Source organism: Erythrobacter sp. CCH5-A1 (genome assembly GCF_001557115.1).
Lineage (GTDB): Bacteria > Pseudomonadota > Alphaproteobacteria > Sphingomonadales > Sphingomonadaceae > Erythrobacter.
In genome coordinates this window covers 1-22,309 of record NZ_LSKQ01000305.1, presented here as the reverse complement: position 1 = coordinate 22,309, position 22,309 = coordinate 1, and the positions used below count along the sequence as shown (strand labels likewise).

The 22,309-nt window shown below is 60.6% G+C and carries 17 protein-coding genes and 2 pseudogenes; 2 read left to right on the top strand and 17 right to left on the bottom strand.

Translation table 11 applies throughout. The annotated features are described in order from the left end of the window. The 16 genes from AX708_RS18690 to AX708_RS21225 all read right to left on the bottom strand — a co-directional run. Positions 1–384: cation transporter (locus AX708_RS18690; protein ID WP_197426429.1), on the bottom strand; the 384-nt coding region annotated here is incomplete at its 3' end. Positions 385–1,025: 641 nt separating this feature from the next. Next, positions 1,026–4,271: an efflux RND transporter permease subunit gene (locus tag AX708_RS18685; protein ID WP_066525614.1), complete on the bottom strand. Its 3,246-nt coding sequence runs from the start codon at positions 4,269–4,271 to the stop codon at positions 1,026–1,028. A gap of 3 nt (positions 4,272–4,274) precedes the next feature. Beyond that, complete coding sequence (locus tag AX708_RS18680) at positions 4,275–5,426, bottom strand: efflux RND transporter periplasmic adaptor subunit (RefSeq protein WP_066525616.1); 1,152 nt, start codon at positions 5,424–5,426, stop codon at positions 4,275–4,277. Positions 5,427–5,428: 2 nt separating this feature from the next. Continuing rightward, entirely contained in the window at positions 5,429–6,703 is a 1,275-nt protein-coding gene (locus tag AX708_RS18675; protein WP_066525618.1) for a TolC family protein, read from the bottom strand. A 562-nt stretch (positions 6,704–7,265) separates the two neighbouring features. Continuing rightward, a complete protein-coding gene (locus AX708_RS18670) occupies positions 7,266–7,649 on the bottom strand; it encodes a copper-binding protein (protein ID WP_067490603.1) in 384 nt (127 codons plus the stop codon). Next, positions 7,646–10,780 carry an efflux RND transporter permease subunit gene (locus AX708_RS18665; protein WP_067490601.1) on the bottom strand — a complete coding sequence of 1,045 codons (3,135 nt, stop codon included), beginning with the start codon at positions 10,778–10,780 and terminating at the stop codon, positions 7,646–7,648. The genes AX708_RS18670 and AX708_RS18665 overlap by 4 nt, the downstream gene beginning before the upstream one ends. Further along, positions 10,777–12,009 carry an efflux RND transporter periplasmic adaptor subunit gene (locus AX708_RS18660; RefSeq protein ID WP_066525626.1) on the bottom strand — a complete coding sequence of 411 codons (1,233 nt, stop codon included), beginning with the start codon at positions 12,007–12,009 and terminating at the stop codon, positions 10,777–10,779. The genes AX708_RS18665 and AX708_RS18660 overlap by 4 nt, the downstream gene beginning before the upstream one ends. Further along, positions 12,006–13,247: a TolC family protein gene (locus tag AX708_RS18655; protein ID WP_066525628.1), complete on the bottom strand. Its 1,242-nt coding sequence runs from the start codon at positions 13,245–13,247 to the stop codon at positions 12,006–12,008. The genes AX708_RS18660 and AX708_RS18655 overlap by 4 nt, the downstream gene beginning before the upstream one ends. Positions 13,248–13,721: 474 nt before the next feature. Beyond that, positions 13,722–14,069, bottom strand: a complete 348-nt coding sequence (locus AX708_RS18650) for a hypothetical protein (protein ID WP_230959532.1) — start codon at positions 14,067–14,069, stop codon at positions 13,722–13,724. 164 nt (positions 14,070–14,233) lie between these two features. Continuing rightward, positions 14,234–14,914 carry a cytochrome c3 family protein gene (locus AX708_RS20155; RefSeq protein ID WP_230959530.1) on the bottom strand — a complete coding sequence of 227 codons (681 nt, stop codon included), beginning with the start codon at positions 14,912–14,914 and terminating at the stop codon, positions 14,234–14,236. Positions 14,915–14,958: 44 nt separating this feature from the next. Beyond that, on the bottom strand, positions 14,959–15,687 hold the full coding sequence (locus AX708_RS18645) for a hypothetical protein (protein ID WP_066525630.1): 729 nt from the start codon (positions 15,685–15,687) through the stop codon (positions 14,959–14,961). After that, positions 15,687–17,603 (bottom strand): 2Fe-2S iron-sulfur cluster-binding protein, encoded by a 1,917-nt coding sequence (locus AX708_RS18640; protein WP_066525632.1) that lies wholly within the window; start codon positions 17,601–17,603, stop codon positions 15,687–15,689. The genes AX708_RS18645 and AX708_RS18640 overlap by 1 nt, the downstream gene beginning before the upstream one ends. 26 nt (positions 17,604–17,629) lie before the next feature. Further along, positions 17,630–17,971, bottom strand: a complete 342-nt coding sequence (locus tag AX708_RS18635; protein ID WP_067490599.1) for a hypothetical protein — start codon at positions 17,969–17,971, stop codon at positions 17,630–17,632. Between the two features lie 86 nt (positions 17,972–18,057). Then, entirely contained in the window at positions 18,058–18,516 is a 459-nt protein-coding gene (locus tag AX708_RS18630; protein WP_066525638.1) for a heavy metal-responsive transcriptional regulator, read from the bottom strand. Between the two features lie 122 nt (positions 18,517–18,638). Beyond that, positions 18,639–18,989, bottom strand: a complete 351-nt coding sequence (locus AX708_RS18625) for a hypothetical protein (RefSeq protein WP_066525641.1) — start codon at positions 18,987–18,989, stop codon at positions 18,639–18,641. 402 nt (positions 18,990–19,391) lie between these two features. After that, the gene (locus AX708_RS21225) at positions 19,392–19,565 is read right to left on the bottom strand and encodes a hypothetical protein (protein WP_230959533.1); all 174 of its coding nucleotides are present in this window, start codon (positions 19,563–19,565) and stop codon (positions 19,392–19,394) included. Positions 19,566–19,589: 24 nt separating this feature from the next. On the opposite strand from AX708_RS21225, the pseudogene AX708_RS21405 reads away from it, so the two are divergent. Then, a pseudogene (locus tag AX708_RS21405) lies at positions 19,590–19,640 on the top strand (hypothetical protein); the annotation flags it as partial. Positions 19,641–20,842: 1,202 nt separating this feature from the next. Here the strand turns inward: AX708_RS21405 and AX708_RS18610 are convergent. Beyond that, positions 20,843–21,862, bottom strand: a complete 1,020-nt coding sequence (locus tag AX708_RS18610; RefSeq protein ID WP_066525645.1) for an IS110 family transposase — start codon at positions 21,860–21,862, stop codon at positions 20,843–20,845. 108 nt (positions 21,863–21,970) lie between these two features. Between AX708_RS18610 and AX708_RS20145 the strand changes: the two are divergent. Beyond that, positions 21,971–22,309 (top strand): annotated as a pseudogene (locus AX708_RS20145) (IS630 family transposase); the annotation flags it as partial.

The following is a 22,309-nucleotide window of genomic DNA, read 5'->3' as shown; positions in this document are numbered from 1 at the left end:
CGCTTCCCATTGGCCTAACAAATAACGGCCAAGCACAAAATTCCTTACAGTCCCCATCACCATCATGGTCGGTCCGATGGGCTCGCTCCCCTGGATAAAGCGCCGCCCGACATCGAGCAGGATGCCCCCCGCAAACAACAGCAGCATGACGCCTGAAGCCATCGCTGCGCGGGTCTTCCATGTCTGACCCCGGGTCAGTGCTACAAGGCTCAGCGCGTAAACGGCCGTATCGGACAGGTTATCGACGCCATTGGCGATCAGCGCGCTCGAATCTGCAACAGCGCCGGTAACAAAGAAGCCCCCCGCGATTGCCGCATTGAGCAGCAGCACGATCCAGAGCGTGCGGCGCTCCTGCGAGTTGTCATTGTCGTTCACGGCAATCACGGCTTTCTCTCGCCAACCACGAGGCTCGCAAAGCTCCGGAGTACGCAAGGGGCAGGGCAGCCGGACAACGTGCTATCTTGGGGCAGCAGCCGATCCCGGCGGTGCTTGAGTGCACCAAGCTCACCTTGCTTCATGATCGACAAGAATCTCATCTTTTTCGTCCTCGCTCGCAAACAACCTTTGCCCCTTCACTAGTGACGAGGACCAGATTGGTGTTCCGAAAATGTGCACTGAGGTTAGCGCTGCGGTACTGAAAGCCCTGCGCAGGCGCATTCAGGACAAGCGGCTCGCCTTCGTAAGATTTGCGGACTTCCATGGTGAGACCTTCGTTCTTGAAGTCCACAAACCGGCTTCGCCCATCAGTACATTGGTATGGGTGTCGACCCGATGGGGCGGACCCGTCCTGGATCTGCGACGCGTGGATATCTCGCTCCGATGTCGGCATTTGCTCCGGATCGCCCGAGCACGCTGAAAAGCCCGCCGCTATGGCAACGATAGAAATCAAAGGCATGACTTTCCGCATAGGCTGGCTCTGGGTCTCTGAACTGCTGAAGGACATCGCTGCCGAACCTGACAATCGGGCCTCCTGTGCAGTTGCGACAAGGGTAAGCGGGGCGATCACCGACCGCCCCGCTGGATTTTCATGACGACGTCTCCACGATAGTCTGCCCGTGGTCGGCGCCTTCGAACGCCTCATTGTAGTGTTCGGGCTGTCTGATGGTCTTCTGGCCGAACCGGGCATAAAGCGTCGGCAGGACAAACAGTGTCAGCAGGGTAGCCGAGATCAAGCCACCGATTACCACCGTTGCCAGGGGCTTCTGGACCTCAGCACCGGCGCCGGCGCCCAGCGCCATCGGAACGAACCCCAGGCTCGCAACAAGGGCTGTCATCACGACTGGTCGCAGGCGCTGCATGGCTCCCACATAGGCCGCCTCCTCCCGGGACATCCCAGAGCGGATCAGATCCTGGATCGAACTGACCATGACCAGGCCATTGAGCACAGCAATGCCTGACAACGCGATGAAGCCAACGGCGGCGGAAATGGAGAAGTCCATTCCGCGTGCGAACAACAGCAAGACACCGCCAACCAGCGCAAAGGGCACGCCAGTGAACACGATCGCTGCATCTCTGGCCGAACCCAATGCGCCGTAAAGCAGCACCAGGATCAGAATGAAGCAGGCCGGGATGACAAGCTTCAGTCTCTCGCTTGCTGACTGGAGGTTTTCAAATTGACCTCCCCATTCCAGATAGACACCAGCTGGCAAGCGAATCTCCTTCGCGATGACCTCCTGGGCATCGGCGACAACCGATCCTACGTCCCTGCCGCGGACATTGGCCTGGACCACCACACGCCGCTTGCCATTCTCGCGGCTGATTTGATTGGGTCCGTCGACCACCTGGATGTCGGCAACACTGGAAAGCGGCACACTACCGCCACCCGCGACAGGTACAGGAACCTGCTCCAGCACGCTGATGTCCGAGCGTTGGGTCTCCGCGAGACGCAGCACCACCGGAAACCGGCGATCGCCTTCGAAGATCTGCCCGGAAACCCGGCCACCGAGCGTTGCTGTCACCGTATCCTGAACGTCTTGAGACGTGACCCCGAGCCGCGCCATTGCGTCGCGATTGACGCGAATGTCGAGCATGGGAAGACCGGTTGTCTGCTCGACCTTCACGTCAGCTGCGCCCTCGGTTCGGCGGAGCACCGCGGCAATCTCCTCGGCGGTCCGGTTCATCTGGTTGAAGTCGTCGCCGAAGACCTTGACTGCTATGTCACCGCGAACGCCGGCGATTAATTCATTGAACCGTATCTGGATGGGCTGGGTAATCTCGTAGGCATTGCCCGGAATCTTCGAAAGATTGCTCTCGATCCGGCTTACGAGCTCTTCCTTCGGAAGCTCAGGGTTGGGCCATTCCTCACGCGGTTTCAGGATCACGAACATGTCGGTTGCATTCGGGGGCATCGGATCCGAAGCAAGTTCGGCCGTGCCGGTTTTAGAATAGACGAACGCGACCTCAGGTTGCTTCGACATCATTCGCTCGATCGGCACCTGCATCGCCTGGCTCTGCTGGACAGACGTTGCCGGGATACGCAGCGACTGGATCAGCAGATCGCCCTCATCGAGCTGCGGCAGGAACACCGAGCCGAGGGTTGTGAACGCCAGTGCCGCCATCACGAGGCTGGCGACACCGGCTCCGATCGTTACCGTCGGGCGCTTCATCGCCCGCTCGAGGCCAGGCTCATAACGCTGCTTGAGCCATGTGATGATGCGGCCATCCTTCTCCTCAACCTTTTTGGACAGCCAGATTGCGATCATCGCCGGAACGAATGTGAGTGAGAGAACAAACGCGAAGGCGAGGGCGATGATGACGGTCAGCGCCATAGGCACGAAGGTCTTGCCCTCGACGCCTGTCAGGGTCAGCAAGGGGACGTAAACGAGGATAATGATGGCCTGCCCGTAGACAGATGGCCTAATCATCTCACGGGCAGCAGAGGCGACGGTTGCCAATCGCTCCTTGACGCTGAGGAGACGTCCCTCGTGGTGCTGCTGCTCGGCAAGTCGCCTCAAGGCATTCTCGACGATGATAACGGCGCCATCAACGATCAGGCCAAAATCGAGTGCGCCGAGACTCATCAGGTTGGCCGACACGCCGACACGCAGCATCCCGAAACCAGTCAACATCATCGTGATCGGAATCACCAAGGCAGCGATCAGCGCTGCCCGGAAATTGCCGAGCAAAATGAAGAGCACGACGATGACCAGCAAAGCGCCCTCAGACAGGTTCTTGGCAACCGTTGAAATCGTTGAATTGACGAGTTCGGTGCGATTGAGGACGGGTTGGATCACCACATCCGGGGGCAGGGATGCGTTGATTGTCTTGAGTTTCTCGGCGACCGCTGTCGACACAATGCGGCTGTTTTCTCCGATCCGCATGATCGCGGTGCCGACGACAACTTCGGTTCCGTTCTCCGACGCTGAGCCCATGCGGATAGCCTGACCCGTCTTGACGGTGGCCACCTGCTCGACCGTGATCGGCACGCCATTGCGCGTCGCAATAACGGTTCTTCCCAATTCAGCGGCATTACGGATCAGTGCGTCGGAACGCACCGCCAGACCTTCGCCGTTTCGGTTCACAAAGCCGCCGCCCACGCTGGTGTTGTTCTGCTCCAACGCATTGCCAAGTTCGGTCAGGGATATGCCAAGCGAGGCCAGCTTCTGCACATCGGGCACTACAAGAAACTGCTTGGCATAGCCGCCGATCGAATCGACGCCGGCAAGGCCTGGGGTGCCTTTGAGCAGAGGCGTGACAATCCAGTCCTGTGCCGTTCGCAGATAGGTCGCCTTGTCGACCTCGGTCGTCAGCCGCTCGCCCTCGGGCGTGATATAGCTACCGTCCGGCTGCTGGCCCGGTTCGCCCGGCTTGTGCTGGTCGTCATCGCGGTGGTCTAGCCGGACCGTGTACATGTACACTTCGCCCAAGCCAGTCGCGATCGGTCCCATTTCAGGGTTTACACCGTCGGGGAGGTTTTCCTGCACCCCCTGCAACCGTTCCCCCACCTGCTGGCGCGCGAAGTAGATGTCCGTGGTGTCGGAAAATACGGCCGTGATCTGGGCAAAGCCATTGCGGCTCAGGGATCTTGTGTATTCAAGACCCGGGGTCCCGGCGAGCGCCGTTTCGATCGGGAAGGAGACCTGCTTCTCGACCAGTTCGGGTGACAGCGCGGGCGCGCGGACGTTGATTTGCACCTGGTTGTTGGTGATATCCGGAACAGCGTCAATCGGCAGCCGGTAAAGGGAATATGCGCCAATGGCGGCGGCAATGACGGTGAGGAGCAGGACGAGCCAGCGCTTCTCGACCGCCCATGTAACGATGCGGGCGATCATGGCTCAATCCTCATGACTGGCTTCGCCCTTGCCGATTTCGGCTTTGAGCGTGAAGCTTCCGGTGGTGGCGATTTGTTCGTTACCCTTCAGTCCAGACTTGACGATCACGGTATCGCCCGATGCGTCGCCTAGTTGAACCGGGACTGCCTTGAAGCCGGTGGGGGTGCGGACGAAAACGACCGTTTTCCCTTCGAGGCTTTGGACCGCTGTTGATGGCACGCGGATAGCGCCGCTACCGCCGCTGCCCGTGAGCTCTATGGCGACCATGACCGGCTCGCCAACCCGCCATTGCCCGCCGCGATTGTTGAGCGTGGCAATCGAAGGGACGAGGCGCGTCTGGGGGTCGAGAGCTGGCGAGACGAATGTGATGCGGGCGCTCGCTTCGCGCCCCGCCGCCCTCACAGTCACCAGATTGCCAGGCCGAACCCGCCCGGCATCCTCAGGCTTGAGGTTCAGCGCGATCGACACCTGACCCAGATTGGCGATTCGATAGAGCTCGGCGTCGGCCGCAACCGTTTGCCCCAGCGTGACCGGACGGCCGATGATCTGGCCTGAAATCGGAGCTGTGATGCCGAGCCGGTTCAGGCCGGCGCCGCCGACACCCGCAGCCGAGACCATGCTTTGTGCCTGCGTCAGCGCGATGCGTGCTTCCGTTGCAGCCGTTCGAGCGGTGATGAGATCCTGTTCGGGCGAGACCTTTTCGTCAAACAGCCGTTGCTCTCGCGCAAGGTTCGAATTGGCCAGAGCAAGGCGCGCCCGAGCGGCTTCGACCTCGCCCTTCATCTGGGCGACGTCGCGGCTTTCGATTACGGCGATTGTCTGACCGCGCCCGACCGTCTCACCGAGATTGCGTGTCAGCGCCACTACACGCCCGCCGATGGCCGCTGAAACCACCTGGGTGTTTTGCGGATCACCTTCAACGATAGCCGGTAGTTCGATCGTGCCGGCGCCGCCAACGATGGGCCGGCCCACCTCGACACCCGCTGCAGCAATCTGCTCGGCCGTGAGGGTCACCTGCCCTTCGTTGGCATGGTCGGCTTCAGCGCCCGCGTCTGCAGAACCAGAACCAGTCTGCTCCTTGGATGGATCTGCGCCACCACAGCTTGCCAAAAGGAGCGCACTGATCGTCGCTCCAACAAGATAATGCTTCTTCATGATTAGTACTCCGCATTGGGCGCACGGGCGGTCAATCGCTCCAATTGCGCTCGGGCATTCTGATAGGCGGCAAGTGCATCGATCGCTGCGACCCGCGTCTCTGCAAGGGTGCGTTCGGCGTCGAGCAATTCGAGCTGTCCAAACTTGCCTTCGCGGTAACCGATCCGTGCAATGCGCGCGGCTTCCTGCGCGCTGGCCAACGCCGGACCTGCCGCCGCGCGCGCCGTGGTGGCGGCATTGGCCGCCTCGGCCTGCGCATCAGTGATCGCTTGCTCGATATCCAGGGCCGTCAAGCGGCGGAGAGCATCAGCTTGGGTTTGCTGCGCAGTCGCCTGAGCGATTGCCGCGCGCCCGTTGTTGAAAACCGGTATCGGGATAGTGACAGTGAATACCGCAGCCAGATCGTTGGTCGCCTCAAGGCGGCGGATAGCGGGGCCGACGTTGAGGTCAGGGACCCGGTTTGCGCGGGCAAGCCGCACGCCGGCTTCGGCTATCGTGAAATCGGCGTTTGCTGCTGCGAGGGCAAGGGTGCCAGATGGGTCCACCGGCACAGCCGGTCCATACACATTTGTACCCGGGAGGATGTCGAGCACCGATTCATCCAGTATGCCACTGATAGGCTGCCCGATCCGGCGCACGAGATTGATCCGGGCTGCTTCAGCCAGACGAGCTTGCCGTTCAACATTGGCTTCCGCATAGGTAACAGCAACATCTGCACGTTGTCGTTCAAGAGGCGAGGCTCGTCCCGCCTGCACCCTTATGCCTGCCGCGCGCAGTGCATCGTTGGCAATCCGGGCCTGGTCTCTCGCGGTGGCAAGACGCCGTTCGGCCGCTACTGCTTCGACATAGAGTTGAGTAACCTGCAGCCTGACATCGGCGGCAGTGATCGCTTGCTGGATCTCCGCGCGGGTCAGCTGTGCCCGTGCTACGGCGACGCGGGCGCTTCGCTTACCGCCGAGCTCGATGGGAATCGCGGGGCCTATGGTGGTTTCAGCGCTTCTCAAGCCGCGGTAAGGCCCGGAACCAGCGATGTTTTCTACCTGTACTTGTACCACCGGGTTGGGGCGCAAGCCTGCCAACCTTTGGCCTGCTTCTGCTGCCTCAACTGCAGCTACTGCAGCCTCGGAAGCCGGTGCTGCGCCGCCGGCAGCCGCGACAGCTTCCTTGAGAGTAAATACCTTCGCAGCGGGGATAACCTGCGTATCCCCTTGCGGTTGCGCCTGCACCACTGATGCACAGGTCGCAGCAGCCAGAACGGCTGCTCGCACGATCTTCATTGGGAATTCTCCTGACAGATAACCTCGGCCGGAAACTCCGGCCAGTGTCATGTGTCAGGCGTTTGGTGGCCTCAGGCCCGGTTCGGGCGCGCTAGAATCAAGCGGAGGCGTGGAGCGCGCGAACAGCGGCACTGAAAGCGAGCCAAATCGGGGCGCAACGCCGATATCAGCTGGAGCCTGGATCGCCGGACAATGGCAAATGCCGTGGTGATGGGGGAGGGCCTTGTCAGCCGTGCCCTGCTCGCTCCCGCTGCTCTTTTCGTCATGAAATTCAGCGGCGCACTCTGACGCCGGCGCACCCGGCAGTTCCCCGGCCTCGAGGGTGACGCTCGTAACGAGCGCTGACAATACGAGTGTCAGAATGAGACGCGAGAGAAACAGCACACGGCTTTCTAGCAGGCATCAGCCCGGGTGTCATGCGGAATAACCCAGCACAGGCACCAGAAGAACTCGCCGGAGATGCATGGCCGTTGCAGCCGCCAGCCTCTGGCAGGTTTCTTCGAAATCCTGGTCTGGTCCGTTATTTTCCAAGCGACCATTTGCAGACCGCTGAAGCTCAACCCTATTCGACGGCCGGATTTTGTGCGGATATCCTTGTTATCCGCCCTACCTTGCCATCCCAATCGATCTCGAAATCCACCCTGTCGCCCACCTTGACCCCACCGAGTTGCTCTGGTTCAGCGGTGAATTCCATAGTCATGGCGGGCCACTCCACGCCGCTCATCGGTCCGTGATCAAGCGTGATCGCCCCCTTGGCGGCATCGATGGCGGTGACGGTACCGACCGCGACACCATGCTGCATTGCTCCGGCGGCAGGCATGTCAGCCATATCGCCTGACTTGGTGTTGCCGCTCGGGACAGCTGCGGTGGTGTCCGATTTCTCCTGACAAGCGGTAAGGGCGGCCATCAGCGTAAGGCTGGATGCAAAAATAAGGGCTTTCTTCACTTAACTTCTCCTTCGAGTAGGGTCAGATGAACAGAACGTCGGCGCATCAGCAGATAAGCTGCCGGGATGACGAGCATCGAAAGCAGCGGAGCGGTGAGCATGCCGCCGACCATGGGTGCAGCGATGCGGCTCATCACTTCTGACCCGGTGCCGCTCCCGATCAGGACCGGCAGAAGGCCTGCGAGGATCACCGCAACCGTCATCGCCTTCGGCCGCACCCGGAGCAATGCGCCTTCGCGCACCGCGTGAGCAACATCGCCAGACGCAGGCGCCTCGAGTGCCTGTTTCAGGTAGATCAGCATCACCACTCCGAACTCTGCCGCAACGCCGGCGAGTGCGATGAAGCCCACTGAAGTTGCAACTGACTGGTTGTAGCCGAGCCAGTAGAGCATCCACAGCCCTCCGGTGAGTGCAAAGGGGAGCGTGACCATAATCAACAGCGCCTCGTCCCAACGGCGGAACGTGAGGTAGAGCAAAGCAAAAATGATTGCGAGCGTGACGGGGATGACCAGCTTCATTCGCTCTTTGGCGCGGACCAGAAATTCATACTGGCCAGTGTACGATACGCTGACACCTGGCGGCAAGGTGACCTTCGTGGTCAAGGCTCGGTTGATGTCTCCCACCAGCTGCTGCATGTCGCTCTGGGTCCCATCGACATAGATCCAGGTGACCGGCCGGCCGTTTTCGCTACGCAACATTGGCGGTCCATCGCTTATTCGCAAAGCTGCAACCGTGCCGAGCGTGATTTGCTGGCCTGAGGGAGTAAGCACCGGGAGATCCATGAGCTTTTCGACACTGTCGCGCATTTCGCGCGGATAGCGTACACTGATGGGGTAACGAGCAAGCCCTTCGACCGTCTGACCGATGGTCTCGCCGCCAATCGCGCCCGAAACCACGGCATGAACGTCTGCGACATTAAGGCCGAAACGCGCAGCGGCGGCGCGGTTGACATCGATATCAATATAGCGCCCGCCAGAAAGCCGTTCTGCGATCGCAGATGAGACACCCGGCACGCCCTTTACCACCGTCTCGATGCGCTTTGCGGCTTGGTCGATCTCAGTGAGGTTCGATCCGGCAACCTTGATCCCGATCGGGCTCTTGATCCCGGTGGCCAGCATGTCGATGCGGTTACGGATCGGCGGAATCCAGAAGTTTGCAAGGCCTGGCACTTTTACCCTCGCATCAAGTTCATCGCGAAGTTTTTCAGGGGTCATGCCTGCTCGCCACTTGTCGCGGGATTTGAAACGGATCGTCGTCTCGAACATTTCGAGCGGGGCAGGGTCGGTTGCGCTGTCAGCACGGCCGGCCTTTCCAAAAACACTCTCAACCTCGGGCACGGTCTTGATCAGCCGGTTGGTCTGCTGGAGCAAACGGCCAGCCTCAGCTGCCGAAAGGCCGGGCAGTGCCGAGGGCATATAGAGAAGGTCGCCCTCGTCCATTTGTGGCAGAAACTCGGCTCCAATTCGAGAAGCCGGCCAAATGCTGGTGGCGAAAACCAGCATGGCGATCAGCAAGGTCTGTTTCGGGCGCCTGAGCACCCAGTCGATCAGGGGGCGGTACATGCGGGCAAGAAAACGGTTAAGCGGATTTTCCTCCTCGCTCGGGATCCTGCCTTTGATGAGCAGGCCCATCAGCACCGGAACAAGCGTGATCGACAGTATCGCCGCGGCGGCCATGGCATAGGTTTTTGTGAAAGCAAGCGGCGCGAACAGGCGGCCTTCCTGGCCTTGCAGCGCGAAGATCGGCAAGAACGAGAATGTGATGATGAGGAGGCTGAGGAACAGCGCGGGACCAACCTCGCTGGCTGCAGTGGTAATCAGCGCCCAACGCGTCGTCGTGTCAGGCTCTGTGTCCTCGTGCTCGTGACGCCAGTGCTCAAGATGCTTGTGCGCGTTCTCGATCATCACGACCGCGGCATCGACCATCGCGCCGATCGCGATGGCAAGGCCGCCCAATGACAGGATATTGGCATTGAGGCCCTGCAAGCGCATCACCATGACCGCCATCAAAATGCCCAGCGGAAGCGTGAGGATCGCTACCAGCGCGGAGCGCGCGTGCCAGAGAAACAGCGCGCAGATCAAACCGACAACAATAAACTCCTCAATCAGCTTCGCAGTCAGGTTTTCGATTGCGCGGTCGATCAGGCCAGAACGATCATAGGTGGTAACCACTTCGACGCCCGGAGGCAGACTCTTTGTGAGCTCGTCGAGTTTGCTGCGAACACCTTTGATCACATCGCGCGCATTCTGGCCCTGACGCATGACAATCACGCCCCCGGCGACTTCGCCCTCGCCATTGAGTTCCGCAATTCCGCGCCGCATTTCAGGCCCAAGCTGGACGATGGCGACATCATCCACGGTCACCGGTACGCCGGAAGCGGCGGTGCGGATCGGCACGGCGCGGAAATCCTCGATCGATCTGAGGTAGCCGCTTGCACGCACCGTATACTCTGCGCCCGCCAGCTCGATGCTCGATCCGCCAGTTTCCTGATTGGCCCGCTTCAGAGCTTCAACGACATCCTCACTTGTCACCCCAAAGGCGGCAAGCTTAATTGGATCGAGCACGACCTGATACTGCTTCACCATACCGCCGATACTGGCGACCTCGGCAACACCCGGTACGGTCTTCAGTTCGTACCGAAGAAACCAGTCCTGCAGTGACCGGAGTTGCGACAAATCGTGCCGCCCCGTCTTGTCAACGAGCGCGTATTCATAGACCCAGCCAACCCCTGTTGCGTCCGGACCGAGAGATGCGCTTGCGCCTTCCGGTAGACGACTTTGCACCTGGCTGAGATATTCGAGTACGCGGCTGCGCGCCCAGTAAAGATCGGTCCCGTCATCGAAGAGGACGTAGACAAAACTGTCGCCGGTGAATGAATAGCCGCGCACCACCCGCGCGCCGGGCACCGAGAGCATGGTCGAGGCGACGGGCGTGGTGACCTGATTTTCGATGATCTGTGGGGCCTGCCCCGGCCATGATGTTCGGATGATGACTTGCACATCGGACAGGTCGGGCAGGGCGTCGACCGGTGTGTTGCGCAGTGATACAATTCCCGCGACAGCCAGAACGAGCGCGGCGGCGATAATTATGCGGCGCCGCTTGATCGCGGCACGGATGATCGCGGCAATCACTGCTTATCTCCAATGGGTCTGGCAGAGACACCAGCGAGACTTGCTTCGGAATCGAGCAGGAATTGACCCGAGACTACGACCTTTTCGCCAGCGGACAGTCCTGCAACAATTTCTGTCTTGTCGCCGCTCTCCCGCCCGGTACGAACTTCAGCGGGGCGGTACCGGCCATCGGGAAGGGCCAGCATGATGAGCGTTCGCGCACCGGTGCGGATCAGAGCGTCTCTCGGGACAAGCAACGCGGACCTGTTGTCTCCGTCAAAACTGACACTTGCGAACATGCCTGGGCGCAGGCGTCCCCCACGATTGGCAAGCTCGATCCGCACGGTCATCGTGCGGCTGTCGGGCTGCGTGATCGGCAGGATCGCTGTGACCTTGCCGGTGAAGCTCTCACCAGGGAAGGCGCTGAGTGCTATCCTTGCTCCTTGACCAATACGGATGAGGTTCGCCTGCGCTTCCGGCACTGCGGCATTAAGCCACACTGTCCTGATCCCGCTTATCTGTGCAAGGCTCTGCCCTGCCGCGACCGTCATTCCCTCACGCACGTCAAGCGCCTGTATCGCACCAGCAATTGGTGCGCGAATAGTCACAGCTCCGTTGGTTCGGCCGGTTCGCTCGACCTCATTGATCAGTGCATCTGACATGCCCATGAGCTTCAGACGCTGCCTGGCTGCGTGGGCGAGGTCTTCCTGCCCGAGCCGCTTGACTGCCAGAAACTCGCCTTGCGCGCCGCCCCATTCGGGTAACTGGAGATCGGCAATCGGTGCGCCCGCACCGATCACATCGCCCGCGGCACGGGCGTAGACGCGGGTGACAAAGCCGCTCGAACGCGACTGGACAATAGCAATATCGCGCTGATTGAAATCGATCGTGCCTGTAACCGTCAGGCCCGATGGGAGAGAGCCAAATGTCACAGTTGCGACGCGCATTCCGAGACTTTGTCTCGCATCGGCATCCACGCGCACACCTGGCCCTGCGTCCGGAACTTCATCGGCATATTTCGGGATGGTCTTCATTCCCATCGAAGAGAGCGAGTTGGGATTGTCGTAGCGTTCGGTCGGCACCATGGGATCGTACCAGTAGAGGATCTTGCGGCCGTTCTGCGCCGCGCTCGTATCACTGCGTTGTGAGGGGTCACGCTTCCCTAACCAGAACCCGCCAACGCCAGCAATGGATGCAACTGTCAGAAATGCCGCAGCCCATCGCGCGGTATTTTTCGGGTTCATTGTCATGGCTTGACTCCTCGATAGGTGTAGCTGATCCGCACAGCGTCGCGGGCCGCGTCGGCTTCGCGCGCCAGCGCGTCGACTTCCGCTTCTGCGAGAGCAAGCGATGACAAGAGCGCGCTGCCCAGGTCGAGCCTGCCAGCCGCATAGCTCGCCAGGTCGAGCTCAGCCCGGCGCTTGGCGAGTGGGACCAGCACCTTTTGTGCGTTCGCCACAAGCTCAACATGCATGGCATGAGTTGCAAGGTCGGTTTCGAGTGACGCGAGGATTTCTCGCTCTGCGGCGACCCGCGTCAGATGCGCCCGCGTCTCGCCGAGAAGGCTGGCAGCGATTCTGGGGTTCTGCCGACGCTTGGCGAACAGCGGTAGATCTATACTCACACCGACCGAGACCATATCGCCGAAGGCCGGGTCACGGCGGCCGTAGCTTGCGCCAATCCGCCAGTCGGGATGCTTGTCAGCACGGGCGAGCCCGGTATCGGCTTCAGCGCCGGTGATCCCGGCATCTAGCGCCTTCAGGCGTGGAAGCAACGAGATATCTTTAGTCAACGCATTGCGGTCTATGGCGAAAACAGGAGGATCGCCCATGACATCGGCAGTAGGATCACCAGTAAAGCGGACCAGCTGGGCGCGTGCGCGCGAGACCTCTGCGGCCAGTTCACTGCGCCGATCATTGACGGCGGCACGCAACTGCTCGGGTTCCAGCGCCAGAGCTGGACGAGCAGAGCCTGAAGCCAAGCGGGCAGAGACGGTCGACTGAAGATCGTTCAGAGCTTCGTCGAGTTGCTTCAGCTGTGCCAGTTGCCGCTTGGCGTAATGGAGATCGATCCACGCAAGTGCGGTCGCGAGCCGAACATTCTGAGCCTCAATCGCCAGCTCAGCCTCGGCCATGCCAATGTCCGCGATTGCCCGTGTGCGCTGCGCACTGCGTTTGGCCGGATTGGGAAATGGCTGCTCGATCCCGATCCGCGTCATCGTCATGCTATCTGCAGTAAAGCTATAGGCCGGCGGGCCGGAGACCGGAAAATTGTCGATACCGAGGTTGAGGCTCGGATCGGGCAAGCGCCCTGCGGCCACCGCCGCATCTCGACTTGCCTCGACGCCGGATACGCCAGCCCGGATCGATGGTGCATCGCGCGTGGCACGTTCGATTGCCGCCTCGAAGGAGAGCGGTTCGGCAAGCGCCGCACCAGACACTGCCGCGAGAAATGGTGCCAAAAGAGGCAGGTAATGGATTGTTTGCATGAAGCTCTCCTCGTGGAGGCTACCGTGCCGATATAGATGGCCGGGCTCGGACTGACGCGGCGCCGACGGAGAAGATACCTCCGCCGACGCCGCGTGCCCGGCCAGTCATTTTCTGGTTATCGGCCAGGCAACGGCCTTAGCCGATTGAGGGAACCCGGGCCTTGCCGGACATGTCCATCGTGCATCCCGATGTATCAGCCTTCATCGCGGAGCATTTGCACGCGGCGGCTTTCGCCACGTCATCGCTGATCCATACGCGGACAAGCGCCGGCGTTGTCGGTCTCGGCCCTAGTTGAGAGCGGGAGCGCCATTCCCAATGGCCGCCTTCAGGCGCATGGGCGGAAGCGGCAGAGACGGGGACTAGAAGCCCTATCGCAGCGGCGAGCAAAAGTCTTGTCTTCATGAGTATTTCCTTGCTTGAACGATTTGACCGCGCGCAGGCAAGCAGACGGGCCCGCAGCGCTACACTTCGGCTCAGGCAAGATTTGTGGGCGGCTCGGGCTCAGGACCGATAATGCGACCTGTCAACGTGGCGACAGGCCTTCGCGCTGGAATCCAGGCGTGAAACAACATCGGCTCTGTGATCGGCAGTAAAGGAACCAGAGCCACCGGCACAGCGCAGCCCATCTTCGCAACGCATTCGAGCGTCATGCCTTCACAGGGCTTTTCGGGCTTATCCGGTTGAGCGACCCCCATCATCTCGGCGCAAACAGGATCCATCGCGCCAGCATCAGCGTTTTGATTAGCCCAGGTCAGGGGCATGCTGTTCGCGAACGCGGTTTCCTGGCCCAGGAGACCCACCAACGCTCCGACAAGCATCATCAAGGAGAAAAGCCGCCTCACACATTCATAATCGGCGTGGATGCGAAACGTGTCAAATCTATTCGATCTCTTCTCTTAGTTTGCGAGTTAAAGCCGCGCATCCTTCTCCGGGCTGCTCACCGCTGCTTCGGCCGGCGGGAGGCCCTGCGATCAGCACCATCTGCTCAATGATGGTCGTACAGCCCACGATTACGGATGTTGTTCCAACTGTCGGTGGTGTGGCATGCAACACATTGATTGACCGGAGCGCGTTCCCTCGCAACGCGCTGAGAGACCATCTCGAAGTGCATCATGAAGTGACTGGGCGGTGCCTTGTGGCATCCGGCGCACTGGCGTGAGTTGACAGACGGGTGCCTGAAGGCATCGATCTTCCATTCGGCCACAGCATGGCAATTCTGGCAGTCCTTGCCGAACGAACCTTGATGCCGATCGCGCGCCGCATGGCAGCTTACGCAATTGAGCGCGTCCGTGGTCTCTGAATGTGTTTTCGAGATGCGTGCAACTCGGGGCCGAAGCGGACCGCGCCAAAGGTCTGGATCGAGCAAGGCCTCATGATCCATGCGAGCAAGGCTCGCGCCCCCGTCATGTTCAACATGACAGCTTGTGCACTCTTTCGCTTTGGCATGAAAACGGGTCGACGCCTTGGTCCCGAAATCGGTTTGGATGTGGCAGGCGATGCATTTCTGCGCCTCAACGCCTTGGTGCGGTGTGTGGCAGGATTCGCAATTGCGCCGAAGCGAGGCGTGAGCGGGCGACAAGGGTCCAGGTTCAATCAGCGCGGTCCAACCTGCAATCGCGCGGCTTCCAGCGGAATGGGTCGTCAGCGAGACGATGACGACGAGCATCGCCAGTACCAGGGCATATATGCCGTAGAGGAGGCGCGCGCCATTCACAGCCAGCGAAACCCGAAATAATAGCCAGCCCAGATGTGGAGCAGCAGCAGCGCATAGAGAAGTGTGCTGGTGACGACATGGATCGCTCGCCATCCCCCAAACAGGCCGGCAGCCGCGCGTTCGGCGCGCACGGCGTATTCGGCATCGGCAAGAGCCTCGGCACGTCGTCTGGCATCAGCGATATCGGCGGGCTCGAATTCGTCGGCCGGGGCGAACAAGAACCGCCAACCTTTGCTTTTCGCTCGACCTCCGCCTGCAATGGGCACGGCTCTTGGACGATCCGCGTCGAGTCCCAACTGGAGCGCTGCAAGTTCGGATGTGCGGTCGCGGACGGCTCTTGTGATCTGGACCAGGAAATAACGACCGACAAACCCGCTCCAGACGACCAGTATGACAGTGCCGGTCAGTGCGATGCCGAGCGGGCTCTCGAACTTGTGTGCCGCGTGGACAAGTGCGAGGATCGGCCCCGCCACACCCGCATAGATGTGTATCGCCAGCAAAGTCCTCTTTTGAATCCTTTGATCGAGCCATCGTCCGAACCGGCCGATGCGCCGGGCGGCGACATGGACGAGAGGAACGAGCATCAGCACCGCAGCCGCGATCCCGTTCAAGCTTCCCGCCAGACTGCCGGGAAAGCGCGGCGACGCGTGAACCACGAAGCCGAGTGGAAAGAGAAGCACGAAGGCTGCCGCCAAGGTCATCAAGATGTCGCCGCGCTCGCGCATCAGGCTTCCACCACCAATGGACCTCGGGTGCAACGTGCCTGACAGGCGAGCACATAGCCTTGTGCCTTGTCGTCGGGGTCGAGACCGGTCTCGATCTCCATCGCGATTTCCCCTGCTAGCAGGCGGGTAACGCAAACCCCGCATTCGCCGACCCGACACGAATAGGGGATCTCAACACCGGCGGTTTCGGCAGCCTCAAGGATCGTCTCGTTGGTGTGGAGTGGCGCGGAAACGCCGGCTACCGAGAAGGTTACCGTTGTTGCCGCCAACCGTGCACGGGCCGACGCAGCGGGCGGGGGTCCCGCCTGCGCGGCACTCTGCTCGCCAGGTTCATCGATTGGCAGCGAAGCGGGTCCGAACGCCTCGCTGAATATCTGCGCCTCGGGCACCCCGATCTGGATCAGGATTTCGCGCATGGCGGCCATCATTGGCGGTGGCCCGCACAGATGGACGCGCCGTCCGACGATTTTGGGAACCGCGCTTTCAAGCAACTCGCGGGTGAGGTGTCCTTTGGCTCCATGCCAGACCGTTCCCGGCGATCGTTCCATCGATGCAAAGACACTAAGATTGGGGTGGCGGCGCTCGAGCTGTTCAATCTCCCCCCGGAAGACGAATTCGTCGGTCGAGCGGGCTGCGTAGACGAAGAAAATCTCGCCGGGCCAGGCCGTATCGGTCAGGAAGCGCAGGACCGACATCATCGGCGTGATGCCGACGCCGCCGGCAATCAGAACGATGCTCTCAGCATCGCTCCCGGTAAAGGTAAAACGGCCGAATGGTCCTGCAATTTGAACCCGGTCGCCGGTTGTGACGTTATCGTGCAGATGGCGTGAGACAGCGCCCTGCGTCTCGCGCTTGATGGTCAATTCGACATAGGCGCGCTGCGTCGGTGAAGAGGCGATCGTGTATGACCGCTTGGCTTTGGTTTCGTCCTTCATCGATACTTCGATTTGCAGGAACTGGCCGGGCAGGAAGTCGAAAGGAAGCCGATCCGAGCCTGGGAGCACCAAGCGGAAGGTCTTGACCGTCGGCGTTTCGTTGAAGATTTGGGCGACGCGCAGCTCGCCGCTCCAGGGGCGAGTTTTGCCTGTGGCGGCAAGACCAGACAAATCCGGTTGGCGTGTCGGCCAGTCTGCAGGGCTCGAGATGCGCTGGCTGGCGGCATCTTGGCCTGGGGCGACCGGTGCCGGGCTCGTCAAGTCGGCTATCTGGCCTGCGTGCGGAACCGGGGCGACAAGTGCCTTGACTCGGCGTAGCCGCAGCATCTGCAGAGCTAACAGCGCTCCCAATGCGAGCAGGGTAGCTGCCATGAACAGCCAATGTCCCGGCGCAAGGCCCCACAGCCGTCCGGTGTTCGAAGTGCTCGCATCGCGGGGTGTGAGCCCGGTCTCCTTGCGAAACCAGTCATTCGCCGCGCTGTCGCTGTTTTTTTGGCCTGCTAGTACGGCGATCATGGCCGATCCGCTTTCAATCAGCGTCGCTGCCTCGCGAAGCTGGTTGGCCATCTCAATCCCGTCAGGCTGTTCCGGACCATGGGCTTTGCTTGTGATCTCGCTGGCAATGCTCAAGCCGCGGTGGAGTCGCGCATTCGCTTGCGCGGCGGCATCCTTTCGCGCAGCCTCATCGAGTTCGGGCAGTGCCAGAAAAGCGGAATAGCTGCTGAACTGCTGGCTCAGCTGACTCTCGCCGCCTGTGATCTGTTCCATCATTTCGCTCATGGGGCTCGAGCGGCTCATGCTGGATTGAGTAGGAACGCCAGACTCGGCCACTGGCCCCTCCGCGCTCGCCGACGCGGCTGTGCCATCGGGATGGTGCGCGGCGTGATTGCCGACAGATTGCGCGGCTGCCGCCGAGCCTATGACAGCTGCAGCAGCAATGAGGAGTATCCGCGCCGGGCGTTTTGCGAAAACGAAGTTCATGTCACGCCAATTGCCGGCCCAATTGCCTACATGTCGCTCATTGGCATCGGATCCGCCTTGTCCTTGGGCGTAGGCTCAGGAGCGGGCTTGTTCCCCATGCCCTTCATCGCGTGGCCGTGGGCGCCGTCCGGCCCCATCTGGTCAGTGGGCATCGCTCCATCCTGCATGGAATCGTGCATGGCCTGGCCCTCGTTCATCTGATCGTGCATTTCGCGGGCGACTTCTGACGGGTTGTCTTCCCGAATGCTGGTATCGGTGTTGGTGGCAGCGACGTTGTCGGCCTCTGACGCCGGGCTACAGGCACCCAGCGCTGCAGTAATCACGAGCGCCGATACAATCGGGGTCCATTTGGGGCTTAGCAAAGTCATGATCGTTCCTTTCTTCTGAATGGGATTTCGCCGTTGAGCAGCGCTGGCTGACCAAGGCCGTGCGCGGGAGACGCCTTGCGGCTAGGTTAGCCAGCAACCTGCTGATGGGGGTTTTCAGGCCGCTGCGTGAGCTGGCGACGGGATTGCGGATGGGCGATATACCCGAGGATCGGGCAGTCACTGACAGGCACATCCACAGGACAATCCGCAACAAGCTGAGCAAGAGCTCTTTTGATTGTTCGGAGCTGCGACAGCTTGTCTGACAGGCTGCGGATCTTCTTTTCTGTCAGTTCGACAACCTCGGCAGCAGACTTGGCCTGAGAGTGCCGCAACGATAACAGCAGCACGATCTCGCTCAGTGTAAACCCGAGCATCTGCGCGGTCTTGATGAAGTTGACCCGTTCGACATCGTCGCGCCCATAGATGCGATAGCCGGAGGCCGTCCGGTCGGGTTCAGGCAAAAGACCAGAGCGCTCATAATATCGAATGGTGTCGCGCCGCACGCCACATGCTGAAGCCAGCGCCCCGATGGTGTAACCTTGCATTTGCGGCTCCTTTCAGATGGGTTCGCTTGTTCCCAGACCCGTAGGCATCGTCTCTTTGGGGCCATGCATCCATCTTGGGCTGGAGCGGGGCAGCCGCCGGCCTGCGTTGCCCCGCTCACTGCTCATTTGCGGCTGAGCTCGACGATGTCGTGCTCCTTGAGCTTGCCGTCAGTCACCTGCGTGCGAGCAAAATGATCATCGATGATCTCGGTGATCTTGACCTCGCCAACCTTCACCCGCTTGTAACTCGTCTGCTCGGGTCTGTGCGCGTGCCGGTACTCAACCCGGTAAACATCCAGAACCTGACCGGTCTGCGCACCGTCGGCCTTGCCGATGCAGATCACCGGGCCCGTATCCTCCATCGCGACGACGTGTCCGCGCATGAAAAAGCTATGCCCCATGCCCTGGGCGATCGACGGTGAAGCGCTGATCAGCGCGGCGCCGATCAGCAGGGATGCGAAAATTTTCTTCATGTCACTTTGCTCCTTCAAAAAAGGCCGCCGCCGCTGTCGCAGCCAGCGATTAAACCGTTAATCATGCACAGATAATCAGCACTTTGGGCAGACATACGTCGGGGCGAGAAGGCGCATGGTCCATGTCTGATCGCAGCACCGAACGGGCTTATGCACCTTCGACCATGGTCATAGGTCAAGGGAAATCTGGATCATTGATCTTCGTCAAAATGCGATCAGAAAAAATTCCCAAAAATCGAACATTGACCCGGGACCGTAGTCCGGAGCGTAGAACGCCAAACGACCTGACAAAGGTCTCAACTCATTTGGAGAAAGATGATGTCGAACAACCATCTCGATTGCCTTGCCGCATGCAACGCCTGCGCAGATGCCTGCGATACTTGCACAGTCTCATGTCTTAGGTCAGATCATGTTCAGGCCATGACGCGATGCATCGAGCTCACGCTCGATTGCGCAGCCGTTTGCCGCCTCGCGGCTAGTTTTGTCGCGCGCAAAAGCAGCTTCGCCAAGCAGCTTTGTGCGCTTTGTGCGGAGGTATGCGAAAGCTGTGCCGCTGAATGCGGACAACATGCTCATGATCACTGCCAGGCTTGTGCAGCTGCATGCCGCAAATGTGCCGAGGAATGCCGCAAGATGATCGCAGCTTCCTGATCCAGCCGAGGTCGCCGTCGCTCGGTTACCCGGACAACGGCGACCTCATTTACCAATTATATCGATGAGCACCGTAGCGGCGCGGCAAGCGGTCGCGCGGTCTGACTTCTTCTGGTTACCGAGGCCAGACATGTTTACATCCTGCTCCACCACCTTGGAATAAAGCTGGGCACTGCGCCCGGCGGTGTTCCCGAATCGCCTGCGGCGGCAAGTGCCCTCAATAGATCGGACTTCGATCCCATGATGCGGACCTCGCCGTCATTGACCTCGACTTGCTGTGCCAGCGCGCAGAAATGGTCACGGCGGTATGACTGCCGTGTTCATGAAGCCCGCATGTCACAGCCTTGACTGTGCCCCATATACTCCGTTGAGGCACTAAGTGCATGAGTTCCAGAAGCAAAAGACGGGCTCATGAGTGGTCAGGCCGGGCCGAATAGCTCGTCAAAAACGTCGCCAAACCATGCTTCGAACACAGCAAATTCGGCATCGGTAACTTGGTTCTTCGCTGGCCAATCGTCGATGACGCGCCAGCTCACTATATCATGCTTGGGTGGACGGCCCCGGAACGGCCATGGCTGGGTTTGACGGGCACTCCAACAGAATCGGCGATGCCGGACGGCAGCGAACCACCCATGTTGTCGCCGGACTTCGCTTCGTGCCGGCGCTCGCAGATGGGAGTGATGGGCGTCGTATTGCGGCACATGGTGACAAGAGCGTAGCGCTTGCGGCGCTTTCCCCACGCCGTTCTTTGGTCCGGCGCAGAAGCGTTCGTCCGTCTAGCGCACGACTCGATCTAGGCCGGATGGGCGGCGGCAGTAACGCCTTTCGGCGCGGGCCCACCGTGAATTGGCACCCGAGCCTGAGGTCGCCAGCGTGTTCGCCGGGAACTGCGCGCTTTAGAGCGGTTTTCGACCGAGATGAATCGGAAGGGGATTTCCATGGCGGCTGATTTGTGATTCATATGTGGACGCCCCCTTGGCAAAGGCATTGTTGTCGGGACGGGTTTGATCGGATGCTTTCATATGTCCGGCCTCTTTGTGCGGCATTCTTACTGCCGCTGGCCCTGATCGAAATCCGCCGGCGAGGTCCCTAAACAGGCTCCCGCGCTTTGAAGCGCATTGAATCAGACGGGTTGGTCTCACCATTGGCTCGATCTTCACTCATCATCGACTGCCATTACCATTTCGGGTGACCTGGCGCGATCAGGTCAGATGCGCGTAGGGGTGATAGGCCTCCTTGCGGGTCAGCACGACCCAAGCGATCCGGGCGAGTTTGTTGGCAAGCGCCACCGAGACGAGCCGGAAAGGCTTTTTCTCGGAGAGCTTCCTGATCCAGTTCGCCATCGGCGTGGGCTTATCTTTGACGTGGCGCATGACTGCGGTGGCCCCGACCACGAGCAATCGGCGCAGGTATCGGTCGCCCTGCTTGGAGATGCCGCCAAGTCTGGTTTTGCCGCCAGTGTAATGCTGCTGCGGTGTCAGTCCGAGCCATGCTGCGAACTGCCGGCCCGAGGAGAACTGCTCCGCATCGGTCACAGTCGCAGCAATGGCCATCGCTGTAATGATCCCGAGACCGGGGATCGCCGCAAGCCTGCGACTGGCTTCGCTTTCGGCGTGCCACGCCATGAGTTGTTGGTCGAGCATAGCAACCTCGCCGCTGACTGCCATAATCTGGCGGATCAGCATCTCGAGCGCTGCTCGGGCATCGGACGGCAGCGCCGCCTTGTCGGCCATCACTTGATCGGCCAGCTTTGCCAGGTTGGCGATACCGGGGTTGGCGACGAAGCCCAGTTCCGCCAGATGCGCGCGCAGGGCATTGGCAAGCATGGTGCGCTGGCGCACGAGTAGGGACCGGGCGCCATGGGTCATGAGAATGCCCTGCTGCTGGACCGTCTTAATCGGCACGAACCGCATGGTGGGGCGCTGCGCCGCTTCGCAAATCGCCTCGGCATCAAGCGCGTCGCTCTTGCCGTGCTTCACAAAGGCTTTGACATAAGATGGCGGAATCAGGCGGACCTCGTGGCCCATCGCGGAAAGCGTGCGGGCCCAATAGTGCGCCGTTCCGCACGCCTCCACCGCGATCAGGCAAGGCGGCAGCTTCGAGAAGAAAGGCAGCATCTGTTTGCGGTGCAGCTTCTTCACCAGCACCGTGACACCGCTCTCGTCGATACCGTGAGCCTGAAATACGCTCTTCGCCAGATCCAATCCAATAGTCGTAATCATCGTGAACGCTCCTCTTCCTGCTGTAGAAACCAGCCGCATAGCAACTGCCGGTCAGTGCGGGGGCGTCCACATCATCAGAATCCATGCTGGTGAAGGAGGCCGGCCTGGATGGCTCTTTCGATGGATTTGCGGGTTCGCGTCTTGGCGGCGATTGATGAGTGGTTAGGTTGTCGCGCAGCGGCGGTTCGGTTTGGCATTGCGCCATCGAAAGCGATCCGCTGGTTCGGCCAGCGCCGTGCAACCGGCAGTTTTGCTCCCAGGTCACACGGTGGTGATATGCGTTCCCGGCGGATCGAGGAGCGAGCAGCCGACATCCTGGTGCTTTGGGAGTCACGCAAGGACATCTAACTTGAGGAGTTGCGTCTGGCCCTGGTCGAGATGGGTTTGGTGGTCTCTGTCGCCGGACTGCATCGCTTTTTCGTGCGCCGGGGCATGACGCGTAAAAAA